This window comes from Gordonia aichiensis (assembly GCF_039946255.1).
Lineage (GTDB): Bacteria > Actinomycetota > Actinomycetes > Mycobacteriales > Mycobacteriaceae > Gordonia > Gordonia aichiensis_A.
The window spans coordinates 123,400-136,538 of sequence record NZ_JBCDWL010000004.1; the positions used below are offsets into that span (position 1 = coordinate 123,400).

The window sequence follows — 13,139 nt, forward strand, 5'->3', positions numbered from 1 at the left end:
GGTGCGATTGCTTCAGTGGTCGACGCTCAGGACCGCGCCCGTCTTCGCGTCGACCGTCACGTCGCCGTCGTCCTGCGGGTTGTCGACGTCGACGACGTAGACGATCTGCGCCCCCTGCCGCTTCAACTTCCACTCGGAGACCGGGCCCGGCAGCGCCTTGACGGCCGCCGCTATCGCCGCGTCGGGCTCAATCAGTCCGTCGAGGACCAGCGGCTCCCCCTTCCCCGGCAGGACATCGTGCTCGATGGGATCGATGTTCTTGCCCACGACCTCGCCGATGTTCGCGTCGATGTCGATCTCGGCCTCCTGAGTGTCGGAGACGAGGGTGACCTCGTACTGCGGCGCCGCGGCCGGCTTCACTTCGAGCTTCACCGCGACCGGCTTGCCGCCGAACTGTCGGCCGGCGATGTCGAGCGCTCTGCGCCAGTCGACCGCCACCCCGGCGGTGGCCAGATCGACCTTCGAGCCGTTCGGCGTCGTGGTGGGCGAAGCGGGAGGCCCGGTGTGCCCCGACTCGGTCACGGTGACGGTGACGGGCGCCGACGTCTTCCCGGCATCCGAGCCGTCGTTCGAGCAGGCGCTGAGCAGTGGGACGGCGCCGACCGCCGCGACGGCGACAACGGTGAGGACGTGCTTGCGGGTCTGCATACCCCACCGTAAGCCGACACGGTCGCCGGCGGAACGGGTTCTCGCTCGTCGACGGTGTCCGCACCTGCCCGGAGCCGCCCGACCGCGCGAGCACGAGATCGCAGGGGGTTGACGGACCGATCGCATGGAGAAGGCCCCTGACCTGCAATGCAAGTCAGGGGCCTTCGGCGGTGGCGGAGGGATTTGAACCCTAGTCAGTGACGCTGGTCAGGCTCGAATCCAGCCTCTGGCCTGGTCTTTTCGGTCCGTCGGCATCACTCTAGATCACCCAGTTTCGCTATCGCGTGTGGGCAAAATGTGGGCACGGGGCGCCGCCCCTTCTGCACCGATCGGGGGAAATGGTGGTCGACCAACGACCACGCGCACGGGGCGCCGAACTTTGTCGCCTCCGCCAAAGTCACAGCTAGCGGCCAACGACCACGCGCGCGGACGGCCGCCGGACTTTTCGGTGACGCCACCGAAAAGGTGGTCGACGTCTTCGCCCCTCTTCCCGGCTCCGGGAAATGGTTCCCTCGGGTGTCACCAGGTCTTTGAGCGCATGATCACTTCTTGGTGGTGCGGCCGACCTCCTGCGGAGTGTGTGAGCGGCGCGGCGACGACCTCGTGACCCTCGCCATTCCAACGGATCTCGGTGACGCCGTTGAAACTGACCGACGGGGCGACGATCACGCGGTAGTCGCGGACCCACTCGGTGCCGACGAGAACGCCTTCTTTCTGGACGACGACCGGCTCGTTCATCTTGACCGGTTGGACGTCTGCGCGGACGGTCCGGTCGCCGGTTGCCGGGTGGGTCAGAGTGACTTTGTCTCGGAGCAGCATCAGCGTGCTCGCTTGCGGTACCGGTTGAGGACCGTGGTCTCAGCGAGGGACCAGCCGGAGAATCCGCCTCGGTATTGGACGTCGCCGATGCCGTGCGCGATCTGCTCGGGGTTTCCGACGAGGCGGGCCGTCGCGGCGACGATCACCGCGGCGATCTGACTGTTCGGGTCGGGACCGTTGAACCCTGCGTCGCGCGTGTAGGCGCGCGCCATTTCGGTGATGACGGTGGCCTGCTGTGAGGCCATCGCGACGACGTCGGGGTCGCCGGGTAGGCCGAGGAACTCGGCGACGCGGTCGGCGAGCGGATGCCGGTCGGCCGGCCCCGGCCCCGGATCTGGGTCGGGGTCGGGGTCGGGTGCGCCGGGGATCAGGACGGGGTCGGGGGTCCATGCGGATCCGCTGCCGTGCGCGGCCTTGACTGAGCGGAGCCAGACTTCCTGGCCGCTGTAGTCGATGCCGTCGTCACCGATGCCGTTGCTGTTCAGCAGCGTGTAGTAGTCCGGCCGCGATAGCGGCCCACACTCCCACGGGGGTTCGACCCAGTTCTCGGGCCACCACTGGCCCTCGGGCGCTGGCATGGTCAGATCGCGGTGAGGACGGTGACGGCCTTCGGCTGGAGCAGCGCGAGGTCGTAGCGGGTGACGACGCGGAGCGCGACCTCGTCGGTGTCGAAGTAGCGGGACTGGTCGACGGTGACGGTCGGCGACAGGTCGCGGGCGACGACGACGAGAGCCATGTCGGCGAGGATCGCCTTGCCGGCCGGGATTCGGCTGGTGACGGTGACCGGAACGCCGAACAGTACCTCGGCGCCGGTCTGGGTGATGTCGGGCTGGAGGACGTAGCGGCCTTCGTTGTCCTTGGCCTTGCGGATGGCGAGGTAGTCGGTGGGCGACAGGAACCAACGGTTCGGCTTGACCTCGTTGGCGCGGGCGATGCCGATGCCGTCGAGCAGGGTGTCGGGGCTCTCGGCGTCGAGGGTGCCGGTCGCCACGCCGGCCTGGCTCAGGATGCCCTTGATGGTGTCGTCGGTGCCGTCACCGCTGAACAGGGCGGTGTCGAGGGCGGCGGCGGTGTCGATGGTCAGGCGCTGTTTCAGGATCGCGTCGAGGGCGACGGCGCTCGACCGGAGGACTTCGGCGGTCACGCGGCTGAGGACTTTGAGGGACTTGAGCGATGACGGGAGCATCTGGACTTCGTCGAGGCCGACGCCGGACTCGGGGATCTGCTCGCCTTCGCCGACGAACCCGACGTCGAGGCCGGAGGCGATGCGCGGGATGCGGATCGGGCCGTTGGTGTCGATGATCTTCGGGCCGGCGGCGAGGAATACGCTTTCGGCTTCGAGGGGCTGGACCAGCAGCGACGCGATCTGGTCGGCCTGCAAGGTCGGGAAGGTGGTGGTGTTCTGGGTGGCCACGGGGGCTCCGTTCGTGAGAAGTGTCGTGTTCTCGCGTGGAGCGCCTGGCTCGGTTGCGGTGTTGATGGTCGATCAGGGCACCTGGCCTGATGACTAGGCTACCCTGGTTCGTGGAACAGTGGCCGTGCGACATGGCCAGAGGCCCCGGCGTCCTTTCGGACGTCGGGGCCTCGTCATGTGGGTTACCGGCCGCGGAGCAGTTCGACGAGGTTCACGCCTGCGGGCGGGCGGCCGCGGTTGCCTTGTCCGGCGTCGCCGGTCGGGCGGCGACTGCGCAGGTGCGGTCGGGCGGCGAGCAGTTCGTCGATTGCGGCGTTCAACGCGTCGGCGTCGCCGACGTAGGCCGGGTCGAACGGCAGGTCGGACGGGTCGGCGAGGCGGCCGGTCTTCTCGACCATCGTCCGGTGAAGCTGTTCCTGGGTCTGGCGGAGTTGGGTCCGGTAGCTCGCGGACTGCTTGCGGAGTTCCTCGACGTAGTCGCGCGGGAACGCGTCGGCGTCGGCGTCGGCGGGATCCTGGCTGGTGTCGTCGTGATGCTCGACCGGATCGGGCTGCGGCTCGTCGAGCTCGGTGTCGTCGGGCTGGTTGTCGTTGGCGGTCACGCGGGCTCCTTGGTGTTGGTGGTGTCGTCGAGGCCGAGTCGTTGTCTGGCCTCTTCGGTCGAAATGATCTCTGCGGCATGGAGTTTCACTATGGCGTCGGCTTCCTGCGCTGCGCTGCGCGTGGCAGGATCGGCCCATCGGACCATCGGCTCCCAGTCGTCGACGGGCGCCTTGTCCTCGACGGCGAGGAGGAGTTGCGCGACGCGCTCCCATGCCGGTCCGAACGCGGCCTGCCGGGCCTCGGCGCGAGCCGTGAGCGCGGCCTCGGCGGCGCGGATCGCGTCGGCCGATGCGGGCACTGACGAGTTGATGCCGAGGTAGTGGCCGGGCAGGCCTGAGACGGCCGACGCCTGCTGTAGCAGCAGGCCGACGGCGGTGTCGTATCCGGCGAGGTCGGCACCGGGCAGTTGCCCGAACTTGCCCTCGGGGGCCTCGTTGATCATCAGGCGGTGATCGTCGGCGATCGGGTTGACGGTCTCGACGACGGGGTCGCCGGCCGAGTCGAGGACCGGGCGGCCGTCGGCGTCGATGACGTCGCGCTCCTCCAGTTCGAGGCCGGTCGCCCAACGTCGCGGCCGGGCGCCGAACTCGGAGGCGGTGAGCATGTCAGAGGTGAGTTTGTTCAGTCCGTCGACGATGGGGACCAGGTCGGCGAACTCACTGACGCCGAACGCGTCGAGCGGCCGGTCGGCGTTGGCCAGCGCGACTACTGGCACTTCCTCGATCGGGTTGTCGACGGTCTCGACGATGCTGGCCGCGGTGATCGAGGCGCCGTCGCCGATCAGGTGCTCGATCCGGTCGGGGCGGAAGATCACCCAACGTGTCTGTTTCGCGGTGCCGTCGGGCGCAAGGTCGTGCCATCGTTTGATCGCGGCGAGTGTTTCGCGTGTGCCGGCGTCGCGGTATACGGCGACCTGCTGGCCGGATTCGATGGATGCGGTCGGGCGTCCGTCGGCGGCGGCCCAGACTATGACGGCAGCCTCGCCGAGGGCCAGGGCCTCGCGGTGCGCGGTGGCGCTCGTCTGGTCGAGGTTCGCGCGGATCCATGCGCGCCAGAGTCCGGGGATCTGCTGGCCGTCGGGGTCGGTGAATCCGGTGATGCGCAGGCGTTCGGCGATCGCGGAGACGGCGAGTCGGGGCAGGTTGACGGCGATGCGGTCCAGGCGCTGGCCGAGGTTCTTCTTCGACTCGGGCGACAGGAACGCGAGCGGCTGCGTGCCCTCGTAGTACTGGCTCAGGCGATGCAGGGTGGCCGCTCGCACGTCGAGGGCACGTTCGAGTTCGGCGCGGCCGGGCCAATCGGAGTCGGGCCAGTCCATCGCGCGATGTCCGAGGTTGGGCATATCGTTTCTTCCAATCTGTTCAGGCCGCGAAACTGCGGGCTTTGCGGGTCTTCTTCTTGTGGGTCGCGCGCCAGGTGGCGCGGCTGTGGGCCATGACGAGGCAGGCGGCGAGGTCGATCTTGCGGGCGGTCTTCGAGCGTGAGGCCTTCGCCAGGCGCATACCGCGGGCGTCTTCGGAGACGATCGCGGCAGCGACATGGGCGGCGAGGCGGGTGTCGCCGGAGTGGGTGAGGCGGCCGTTGGTGGCCGCGGCGTACAGGTCCGTGGTGGCTGCGGTCAGTCGGGACGGTGAGTGCGGGAACTCGACAATCGGCAGATCCTCGGCGGCGAGGGCCTGTAGGCTGCGCGTCCACCGGAACGGGTCGGCGATGATCTCGACGACGGTCCACCGGCGGCAGGCGTCGCGGATGGCCTGCTCGACGTCGGCGATCGGCACGCGCCAACCGTCGTCGCCGACCGGCTTCTCCCACACGGCGACGGCGTCGAAATGCGGTGTTGCCGAGACGGTCCCGACCAGGATCGCGGTCGTGTCGTCCGAGAATGAACCGTCGAACGCGATCACCACCTCGGCGCCGTCGGGGATCGACTTCCCGGTGCCGAGGCCGTCCCACACGCCGGGCGGCAGGAACACGCCCTCGGTGTCGGTCGAGAACTGGCAGAGCCGAGCTCGGCGGAACGTCGACTCGCGGGTCTTCGGCGGCAGGAGTGCGCGGATCGCGTCCTCGTGGAGGAAGTCGCCGAGCGCGGGGTTGGCGAGCTCCCAGCAGTGGCGGCAGTCGACGGCGTGATGCTGGAACGCGTCGGCTGAGTACTCGCGCCAGCGGAACGTCTCGTCGTCGGGGTTGTCGGTGCCGTACCGCCTGAGGTCGGCGAGCACGTTGTTGTGCGGGTCGGGGCCGGGCGTGCCGATGGCGACGAGCGCGGATCGTTCGCGTTTGCCCTGCGCGAGCTGAACGACCTCGAACACGTCACGGTTCACGACGCCGGCCTCGTCGACGATGGCGAGGACGTAGTCGAGGCCTTCGAGGGCGGCCGGTGTCGCGGGCAGGACACGGAATGTCGAGTCGGTGCGCGGGATCACCAGCCGGTCGCTGTAGATGTAGCAGCGCGACGACAGATCGTCGTTCAGTTCGACCATGCGGCGAGCAGCGTTGAACGCTAGACCGGCCTGACGCTCGTCTACGGCGACAACGACGACGTTTGCGGCCCTCTCCCCCGGTGAAGAACCGATAGAGCGCGACAGCGGCATTCAGCGTCGTCTTTCCCTGCCCTCTCGGCAGCATCAGGCCGACAGTCCGTGCGCCGGAGTCCAGGACGTCACGAACGATGTCCATTTGCCACGCTCGCGGCTTGAACGCCGACCGGGCACCGGTGCCCTTCGGCACCAGAACGAACTTGCGGCAGAACGCGGCGAACCGTTCAGACTCCACCTTCGAGCGAGGACGGAACGGCAGCGGCTCGTCGGCGTTCGCCAGCTTCGCCTTGACGCCGGATCTCACGGGATCGCCTCTCGTTCATCTTCATTCGCCTCCACGCCTATCGGCCGGAGTCGGGATGGGTGTCGCTTGGGGTGCCTCCCCTGGGTGTCTGGCTGGTCGGCTGCGGGTTTGGCGCGGCCTCGGCGGGCGTTGCAGCGTCGGCAGACGACGTCGATGTCTTGGAGGCGGATGGGTTTGCCGTTGTGTTTGCGGTGCCAGGCTTCGGGGCTGTGGTCGGCGGTGAGGTCGTCGACGGCGCCGCAGTCGGTGCACCAGGGTTGGAGGCGTCGTGCTCGTTCGGAGAGTTTGCGCCAGGTGGTGTCGTATCCGCGGGTGGTGGTGTTGTCGCGGGTGCGTTGGTTGTCGCGGGTGCGGCGGTCGTTGAGGTGGCAGTCGGGGCAGCGGCCGGCGTTGGTGGGTTCGCCACAGGTGAGGCAGGGCTTGGGGATCACGCTGAGGCCTTTCTGGCGATGGCTGCGCGTGCGGCTGCGATGCCGCGGGCGGCGCGTTCGGCGGTGGTGGGGTCGTGGTTGCAGACGGTGTGTCCGGCGTAGCCGCGGTCGTCGCACAGGTGGCAGTCGTCGATCTCGGCCTGTCGGGCGAAGGCGGCGTCGGCGCGGGCCGCTTCGGCTCGTTCGCGGGCTTCGGCTGCGTGTTCTGCGGCTTGCTCGGCGTTGGCGCGTTCCCATGCTTCGTGTGCTCGTCTGGCGTCGGCGCAGGGTCCGCACCGCGGTGGGTTCGGGACGTGTTCGTGTGCGGGGCAGCGTCGGAGCGGCGCTATGTTGCTTCGGGTGTCGTCGGCGGCGTTTGGGGTGGGGGCGATGACGTCCTCGCGCGCACCGTGACTTGCGCTGGTACTCCCCTCTTTTTCAATGGGTCTTGTTCTTGGGTCTTGTTCGGGTGCACCGCGTGCACCACCGGGGTGCATGGTGTGCACTACCTGCGGTGCATGGTGTGCACTAGGTGGTGCATCTGGTGCACTAGGTGGTGGTGCACGGTGTGCACTAGGTGGTGCATCTGGTGCACCACCTTCAGCGGCGGTAACCCGCGCGGCGTCGAGGTGGAGCCGGTACACGTTCGGACGATTCGGCCCGCCACGTCTCACACTTACGATGCCGCGATCGTCGAGGCGTCCGATGACGTCGACAGCCTTGCGGCGCGAGATCCGCGCGCACCGGGCGACGCGGACGTAACTGGGCCAGCACTCACCTCGGTCGTCGACGTGCCGGAGCAGCACTTGGATCACCGCGAGCTCGTACAGGTCGAGATCTGCCTTGTCTGGCTCGTAGAGCCAGTTCGGCACCCTCGTATGCCCGGCAGGCAGCGGATCGGTTGCCATCTGCTCAGGGACGGCCTTCGAGGCCGAGGCGGGCGGTCCAGTGGTCGACGGCGTCGGACGCTTCGGCGAACTCGCGGGCAGCGGCGCGGGCGGCGTGCGCCGTCGTGCAGCTGTCCAGCGCTTCGAGGTCCGGGGAGACTGCGACGGTGAGACTGCCGTCGCGCTGCTCGACGATGAACGCCTCGACGGCGAGGCCAGCGTAGATGCTCCACCAGCGTTCGTTGCCTTCGAGCAGCGGCGACAGGCCGCACAACTCGGCAGGTGGTGGGCCGAACAGTGCGGCTTCGGCGGCGTCCTCGGCGGCGAGCAGGACGCGGGTCTCGGCGAGCGCTTCGACGAGGTGAGCGTCTGCTTCGAGGTGGACCGGGTCGCGGTCGACGAACCACACGGTGAGACCGGGGGTGTCGGCGAGGGTGTCGACCATGACTGAGGTCGCGGCGGGGAAGTAGCGGTCGCGGATCCGGTCCTCGCGTGCCTTGACGGTCCGCATGTCGTCGCTGTACGCGGTGAGCGCGTCGCCGGTCACGGTGTCCTGGACGGCCTGGTGAAGGCGTTCGGCGGCGAGGCCATGCAGCCGTTGGATCTCTACGACTTCGGTGAGCAGTGCGCCAGCGAGTCGGACGTTATTCTCAGACATGCTCGTTCTCCTTGTGGGTGTTCGGGTGGTTGGTCGCGGTGGCGTTCTTGGTGGGATGCACCGCGGCCTTCTCGGTCAGTCGGGTGAAGCGGCGCGGGCCCTCGAACTCGTCGGCGCCTTCGCCCAGGTCTGCGTAACCGTCGAACCGGCTGTAGCGGGTGTTCATGCGGCGCCACCGGGCCGAACGGTGTGGGCGTCGAGGTAGGCGTAGACGTCTGACCAGCGGTAGAGCACCTTGCGACCAAACTTCACGTAGGGGATCCCACGGCCGAGGTAGCGGTCTTGACTGAGTGCCTGGGGTGTCGTGTGCAGGAACTCAGAGAGGGACTTCGGTGTAGCGAACTCGCCAGGATGCGACTTCGCTTCGGGCAGCGGTGCCGAGGTCGTTTTCGTGGACATAGATACCCCCTTTTGATCTGATTACCTTCATCTTTGATCGGTAGTGGCATCAAAGTAATCATTGTTCGTCTTTCCTGTCAAGTGGATACGATCTACTTCATGTTTGATATGGCAGGATGGTGGAATGGCAGGTAAGAGAACCGAGCTCGGACCAACCGGCGAAGCCGTCCGGGTGAACGTCCGATCGCATCGAGAACGGCAGAATCTGACATACGCAGAGGTATCGAGGCGACTCGCTGCGCTAGATCGACCAATTCCGACACTTGGGCTGAGACGCATCGAAGAGGGCGCACGGAAGGTTGACGCCGACGACCTCCTCGCCCTCGCGGTCGTGCTGAACATCCCGCCTATCGCACTCCTCATGCCTGACGCGGGCACCAGCGACGCCGACGTCGACACCACCGGCCTCGGCCGAGTTCAGGCACGCGAGGCTTGGGCCTGGCTGCGCGCGGATCAAAGGCCGATGAAGACTGGTGAATCCTCGCGAGAAACGATCGCCTGGCTCTCGGCGAGGCCGCAGTTCGCGGTATCAGCGGTCGAGAGAGGCATCCTCGACGACATCTCAGATGGCAGTCACAGAATCAACGAGATACTCCAACGGGGCCAAGATGGCGACGATTGACGCGTACTCGACGAAGTCGGGCCGTCGGTACCGGGTGAGGTATCGGACACCCGACCACCGGCAGACCGACAAGCGCGGGTTCAGGACGAAGCGGGACGCGGAGGCGTTCGCGGCGACGGTCGAGGTGCAGAAACTCACCGGTGACTACATTCCGCCGGCACTCGGCAGGATCACCGTCGACGAGATCGCGTCAGATTGGTTGGCGCGTAAGGAGTCCGATCTGAAGCCGTCGTCGTACAAGCCGGTCGAGCGTGCGTGGCACAACCACGTCCAACCGGTCTGGGGCCGCAAGCAGGTTGTCGACGTCGACCTGTACAGCGTCGAGCAGTGGATCGCCGAGATGGGTCGAACAGTCACCGAGGCCGACGGCAAGGTGACGAAGAAGGGCTCGGGCGCCACGGTCGTCCTGCGTGCATACGGCGTCCTGGCCGGCATCCTCGACGACGCGGTGAAGGCGCGGCGCCTGCGGGTGAATCCGGCTCGCACGCCGGAGAATCTGCCGAGGAAGAAGCCGAAGCCGAGAACGTACCTGACACACGATCAGGTCGAGCTACTGGCCGCTGAGGCGAAATACCCGACGCTGGTCCGACTGCTCGCCTACACCGGCCTGCGGTGGGGTGAGGCGATCGCGCTTCGAGTGAAGGATCTCGATCTGCCACGTAAGCGCATCACGGTCGTTGAGAACGCGGTCCAGGTCGATCAGGCGGTGATCGTCGGGACGCCGAAGAGCGACGACTCGCGGCAGATCGCGATCGCCGAGTTCCTGGTGTTCGAGCTGCGCGGACAGATCGCCGGAAAGCAGCCGGACGATCTCGTATTCGCAGACGAGCACGGCCGATACCTGAAACGATCGCGCCACGCTCGGGGGTGGTTCGAGCGCGCGGTTGATCGGGCAGGTGTTCCGAGGGTGACGATCCACGATCTTCGCCATACCGCGGCGTCGTTGGCTATCAGTGCCGGCGTCAACGTGAAGGCCCTACAGCGGATGCTCGGACATGCGTCTGCGGCGATGACGCTGGACACCTACGCGGATCTGTTCGACGACGATCTCGATGCCGTCGGCATCGCTCTAGATCACGCCCGATCATCGGCAGGTGTGGGCAAAATGTGGGCAAACAAGTCGAGCTGACGAGAACGATCGCATGGAAAAGGCCCCTGACCTGCAATGCAAGTCAGGGGCCTTCGGCGGTGGCGGAGGGATTTGAACCCTCGGTACGGGGTCACCGTACACAGCATTTCGAGTGCTGCACCTTCGGCCGCTCGGACACGCCACCGCGGAAAACTGTACCGCAGTGCGTCACCAGCACGAAATCGGCAGGTCAGCGGCTATTTCCCCGCGATTGCCCGAGGATCGACGGTCAGTGCCCGGACAGCTTGTTCGCGATCTCACCGAGCTTGCTCTTGGCGGTCTCCACCGCGCCGGCGACCTGCTCGTTGCTCGCGATCTCGGTGAGCTTGTCCTTCGCCGTCTCGACGGCGCCGGTGACGTGTTCGTTGTGCGACAACTCGCTGAACTTCTCCTTGGCCGTCTCCACGGCCCCGGCGACCTGCTCGTTGTTCGCGATCTCCGTCAGCTTGCCCTTGGCGGTCTCGACCGCGTGGGTCACCTGCTCGCTGTTGGCGAACTCGTCGATCTTGCCCGCGGCGGTCTGGATGACCTCGCTGATCTTGTCCATCGGATCCGACATTTCGATTCCCTTCCGGCGAAGTCTGCGCGCGACGATGCCCGCACTCCCCAATCTGCCACAGCAGCACGGTCCCGGCGAGGGCCGAAGGGCAGGATTCAGGGGTAGTTCAGGGTTGTCCCCGACGGCCGGCGAAGAAGTCGCGGACCAGGGCCCCGCATTCGTGCTCGCGGACGCCGGCGAGGACCTCGGGGCGGTGGAGCTGACGTTCGTCGCGCAGCACGTCCCACAGCGAGCCGACCGCCCCCGTCTTCGGCTCCCAGGCGCCGAAGACGAGCTTCGCCACGCGCGCCAGGCCGATCGCCCCGGCGCACATCGTGCAGGGCTCCACGGTGACGACGAGCGTGCACCCGGACAGCCGCCAGCCGTCACCGTGGACGGCCGCCGCGGCACGCAGTGCGAGGATCTCCGCGTGGGCGGTGGGATCGGCGTCGGCCTCGCGGCGATTGGCGGCGCGCGCCAACTCCGCGCCGTCGGGCCCGAAGACCACCGCGCCGATCGGGACGTCGGCGGGGTCGGCGTCGCGGGCCGCGGCCAGCGCCACCGACATCATCGTCTCGGCGGCCCGGTCGACCGCGCCCCGGTCGGGTCGCATGGGCCGGTCAGCGACCGAGCTTGTCGAGCACCTTCGACAGTTCGTCGGCGAAGCCGAGTCGGGCGGCGATCATGCCGATCTGCTCGTCGACGTACAGGTCGGTGTCGCCGACGATGATGCTCAGCATGTCGTCGGGCAGCCCGAGGTCGGTGAGGATGGCGAGGTCGCCCTCCTCCCACGGATCGACGTCGTCGAGGTCGTCGGGGTCGATGTCGGGGATGTCGATGTGCAGCGCGTCCAGGACGTCGGCGGCGACGTCGTAGTCGACGGCCGCCGTCGCATCCGACAGCAGCAGTTGGGCGCCCGCAGGCGCGGGCCGGACCACGATGAAGAACTCGTCGTCGACGTTCAGCAGGCCGAACAACGCGCCGGTCGCGCGCAGTTCACGGAGTTGGAGTTCGGCATCGTCGATGCTGTCGAGGGCGGACGGCGCGAGCGGGGTCACCTTCCACCCGGTCTCCTCGCGGATCACCGCCACCGCGAAACCGTCGATGTCGTCGTAGTCGCTCTGCGCACCAGGCTTCGCCATGTCCGCCACGGTAGCCGCTTTTCGGGACTCTCCCAAGTCGAATCCGCGCGCATGTGCCACGCTGGATTCGTGTCTGCTGCACTGTCTCGTCCCGTCTGCATCCTCGGCCTCGGGCTGATCGGCGGATCCCTGCTCCGCCGCCTCGCCGACGCCGCGATCCCGGCGTTCGGCTACAACCGATCGGCCGCGACCGTCGACGCCGCCGTCGCCGACGGATACGACGCGTCCGGCGACCTCGCGACGGTCCTGGGCCGGGCTGCCGACGACGACGCCCTCATCGTCCTGGCCACCCCGTTCACCGCGCTGGCAGCGATCGTCGACGCCGTACGGGCCGAGGCTGCCGGTTGTCTGCTGACCGACGTGGTGAGCGTCAAGGAACAGGTGGCCGACTTGATCGCCGAACGCCATCCGGCGGGCCGCTACGTCGGCGGGCATCCGATGGCGGGCACCGCGCAGTCCGGGTGGGCGGCCACCGACCCCGCCCTCTTCGACGGCGCGATGTGGATGGTCACCACGCACGACGACACCGACGCGGCCGACTGGCTCACCGTCGCGCACCTGGCTCGCGCGGCAGGCGCCTACGTGGTGCCCGCCGCCAACGACGCCCACGACCGCGCGGCCGCGGCCATCTCGCACAATCCCCATCTGACCGCCGCGGTCACCGCGACCGTCGGCGCCGGGGAGAGCGACCTCGCGCTCCGCCTGGCGGCCGGCAGCTTCCGCGACGGCACCCGCGTAGCGGGCACCGCCCCCGACCTGCAGCGGGCCATGCTCGAAGCGAACTCCATCGCCCTGCTCAACACCCTCAGCGAGACCATCGACCGATTGACCGCCGCCCGCGACGCGCTGCGCGACCACGGCAGCGTGTCGGTGCTGGTCGAGGACGGACACCGTGCGCGCCGCAAGTACGAGCAGATCGCCGGGGCGGCGCCCCAGGCGATCACCGAGGTGCAGATCGGTTCTGACGGGTGGCAGGAGCAGCTGCGCAAGCAGGCGCACCAGGCGAAGGTGTGGGTCGGCTGACGCGGC

16 protein-coding genes, 1 tRNA gene and 1 pseudogene are annotated in these 13,139 nt (G+C 68.0%); 3 read left to right on the forward strand and 15 right to left on the reverse strand.

Going from position 1 to position 13,139, the window contains the following annotated elements; genetic code table 11:
* Window positions 1–12 precede the first annotated feature (12 nt).
* The 11 genes and pseudogenes from AAFO60_RS06955 to AAFO60_RS07005 form a co-directional block, all read right to left on the reverse strand.
* The gene (locus tag AAFO60_RS06955; protein ID WP_347955439.1) at window positions 13–648 is read right to left on the reverse strand and encodes a PepSY domain-containing protein; all 636 of its coding nucleotides are present in this window, start codon (window positions 646–648) and stop codon (window positions 13–15) included.
* A 519-nt stretch (window positions 649–1,167) separates the two neighbouring features.
* Entirely contained in the window at window positions 1,168–1,467 is a 300-nt protein-coding gene (locus tag AAFO60_RS06960; protein ID WP_347955440.1) for a hypothetical protein, read from the reverse strand.
* Window positions 1,467–2,045 carry a hypothetical protein gene (locus tag AAFO60_RS06965; protein WP_347955441.1) on the reverse strand — a complete coding sequence of 193 codons (579 nt, stop codon included), beginning with the start codon at window positions 2,043–2,045 and terminating at the stop codon, window positions 1,467–1,469. The genes AAFO60_RS06960 and AAFO60_RS06965 overlap by 1 nt, the downstream gene beginning before the upstream one ends.
* A gap of 2 nt (window positions 2,046–2,047) precedes the next feature.
* Window positions 2,048–2,881 carry a phage major capsid protein gene (locus AAFO60_RS06970; protein ID WP_347955442.1) on the reverse strand — a complete coding sequence of 278 codons (834 nt, stop codon included), beginning with the start codon at window positions 2,879–2,881 and terminating at the stop codon, window positions 2,048–2,050.
* A 182-nt stretch (window positions 2,882–3,063) separates the two neighbouring features.
* Window positions 3,064–3,483 (reverse strand): hypothetical protein, encoded by a 420-nt coding sequence (locus tag AAFO60_RS06975; protein ID WP_347955443.1) that lies wholly within the window; start codon window positions 3,481–3,483, stop codon window positions 3,064–3,066.
* Window positions 3,480–4,826: a phage portal protein gene (locus tag AAFO60_RS06980; protein ID WP_347955444.1), complete on the reverse strand. Its 1,347-nt coding sequence runs from the start codon at window positions 4,824–4,826 to the stop codon at window positions 3,480–3,482. The genes AAFO60_RS06975 and AAFO60_RS06980 overlap by 4 nt, the downstream gene beginning before the upstream one ends.
* A 19-nt stretch (window positions 4,827–4,845) precedes the next feature.
* Window positions 4,846–6,325 (reverse strand): annotated as a pseudogene (locus AAFO60_RS06985) (terminase large subunit domain-containing protein).
* Window positions 6,322–6,756, reverse strand: coding sequence for a hypothetical protein (locus AAFO60_RS06990; RefSeq protein WP_347955445.1), 435 nt, complete (start codon window positions 6,754–6,756; stop codon window positions 6,322–6,324). Before AAFO60_RS06990 ends, AAFO60_RS06985 begins: the two are co-directional and overlap by 4 nt.
* 891 nt (window positions 6,757–7,647) lie before the next feature.
* Window positions 7,648–8,280: a hypothetical protein gene (locus AAFO60_RS06995; RefSeq protein WP_347955446.1), complete on the reverse strand. Its 633-nt coding sequence runs from the start codon at window positions 8,278–8,280 to the stop codon at window positions 7,648–7,650.
* The gene (locus tag AAFO60_RS07000) at window positions 8,273–8,446 is read right to left on the reverse strand and encodes a hypothetical protein (RefSeq protein WP_347955447.1); all 174 of its coding nucleotides are present in this window, start codon (window positions 8,444–8,446) and stop codon (window positions 8,273–8,275) included. Before AAFO60_RS07000 ends, AAFO60_RS06995 begins: the two co-directional genes overlap by 8 nt.
* A complete protein-coding gene (locus AAFO60_RS07005; RefSeq protein ID WP_347955448.1) occupies window positions 8,443–8,679 on the reverse strand; it encodes a DNA-binding protein in 237 nt (78 codons plus the stop codon). Before AAFO60_RS07005 ends, AAFO60_RS07000 begins: the two co-directional genes overlap by 4 nt.
* Before the next feature lie 124 nt (window positions 8,680–8,803).
* On the opposite strand from AAFO60_RS07005, the gene AAFO60_RS07010 reads away from it, so the two are divergent.
* Together AAFO60_RS07010 and AAFO60_RS07015 are read left to right on the forward strand one after the other, a co-directional pair.
* Window positions 8,804–9,301: a helix-turn-helix domain-containing protein gene (locus AAFO60_RS07010; protein ID WP_347955449.1), complete on the forward strand. Its 498-nt coding sequence runs from the start codon at window positions 8,804–8,806 to the stop codon at window positions 9,299–9,301.
* Window positions 9,288–10,430 carry a tyrosine-type recombinase/integrase gene (locus AAFO60_RS07015; protein ID WP_347955450.1) on the forward strand — a complete coding sequence of 381 codons (1,143 nt, stop codon included), beginning with the start codon at window positions 9,288–9,290 and terminating at the stop codon, window positions 10,428–10,430. The genes AAFO60_RS07010 and AAFO60_RS07015 overlap by 14 nt, the downstream gene beginning before the upstream one ends.
* A 57-nt stretch (window positions 10,431–10,487) precedes the next feature.
* Here the strand turns inward: AAFO60_RS07015 and AAFO60_RS07020 are convergent.
* The 4 genes from AAFO60_RS07020 to AAFO60_RS07035 form a co-directional block, all read right to left on the reverse strand.
* Window positions 10,488–10,575, reverse strand: a tRNA-Ser gene (locus AAFO60_RS07020).
* Between the two features lie 84 nt (window positions 10,576–10,659).
* A complete protein-coding gene (locus AAFO60_RS07025; RefSeq protein WP_347955451.1) occupies window positions 10,660–10,989 on the reverse strand; it encodes a mannosyltransferase in 330 nt (109 codons plus the stop codon).
* 106 nt (window positions 10,990–11,095) lie between these two features.
* The gene (locus AAFO60_RS07030) at window positions 11,096–11,581 is read right to left on the reverse strand and encodes a nucleoside deaminase (RefSeq protein WP_347955452.1); all 486 of its coding nucleotides are present in this window, start codon (window positions 11,579–11,581) and stop codon (window positions 11,096–11,098) included.
* Window positions 11,582–11,588: 7 nt separating this feature from the next.
* Window positions 11,589–12,110, reverse strand: coding sequence for a tRNA adenosine deaminase-associated protein (locus tag AAFO60_RS07035; RefSeq protein WP_347955453.1), 522 nt, complete (start codon window positions 12,108–12,110; stop codon window positions 11,589–11,591).
* 51 nt (window positions 12,111–12,161) lie between these two features.
* Between AAFO60_RS07035 and AAFO60_RS07040 the strand changes: the two genes are divergently transcribed.
* Window positions 12,162–13,133, forward strand: coding sequence for a prephenate dehydrogenase (locus AAFO60_RS07040; protein ID WP_347955454.1), 972 nt, complete (start codon window positions 12,162–12,164; stop codon window positions 13,131–13,133).
* Window positions 13,134–13,139: the final 6 nt, after the last annotated feature.

Bases quoted from the DNA above. Each gene is read 5' to 3' on its own strand.
- AAFO60_RS07005 (WP_347955448.1), bottom strand. From the start codon at position 8,679: ATGTCCACGAAAACGACCTCGGCACCGCTGCCCGAAGCGAAGTCGCAT.
- AAFO60_RS06995 (WP_347955446.1), bottom strand. From the start codon at position 8,280: ATGTCTGAGAATAACGTCCGACTCGCTGGCGCACTGCTCACCGAAGTC.
- AAFO60_RS06955 (WP_347955439.1), bottom strand. From the start codon at position 648: ATGCAGACCCGCAAGCACGTCCTCACCGTTGTCGCCGTCGCGGCGGTC.
- AAFO60_RS06980 (WP_347955444.1), bottom strand. From the start codon at position 4,826: ATGCCCAACCTCGGACATCGCGCGATGGACTGGCCCGACTCCGATTGG.
- AAFO60_RS07030 (WP_347955452.1), bottom strand. From the start codon at position 11,581: ATGCGACCCGACCGGGGCGCGGTCGACCGGGCCGCCGAGACGATGATG.
- AAFO60_RS07025 (WP_347955451.1), bottom strand. From the start codon at position 10,989: ATGTCGGATCCGATGGACAAGATCAGCGAGGTCATCCAGACCGCCGCG.
- AAFO60_RS07000 (WP_347955447.1), bottom strand. From the start codon at position 8,446: ATGAACACCCGCTACAGCCGGTTCGACGGTTACGCAGACCTGGGCGAA.
- AAFO60_RS07040 (WP_347955454.1), top strand. From the start codon at position 12,162: ATGTGCCACGCTGGATTCGTGTCTGCTGCACTGTCTCGTCCCGTCTGC.
- AAFO60_RS06960 (WP_347955440.1), bottom strand. From the start codon at position 1,467: ATGCTGCTCCGAGACAAAGTCACTCTGACCCACCCGGCAACCGGCGAC.
- AAFO60_RS07015 (WP_347955450.1), top strand. From the start codon at position 9,288: ATGGCGACGATTGACGCGTACTCGACGAAGTCGGGCCGTCGGTACCGG.
- AAFO60_RS06965 (WP_347955441.1), bottom strand. From the start codon at position 2,045: ATGCCAGCGCCCGAGGGCCAGTGGTGGCCCGAGAACTGGGTCGAACCC.
- AAFO60_RS07010 (WP_347955449.1), top strand. From the start codon at position 8,804: ATGGCAGGTAAGAGAACCGAGCTCGGACCAACCGGCGAAGCCGTCCGG.
- AAFO60_RS07035 (WP_347955453.1), bottom strand. From the start codon at position 12,110: ATGGCGAAGCCTGGTGCGCAGAGCGACTACGACGACATCGACGGTTTC.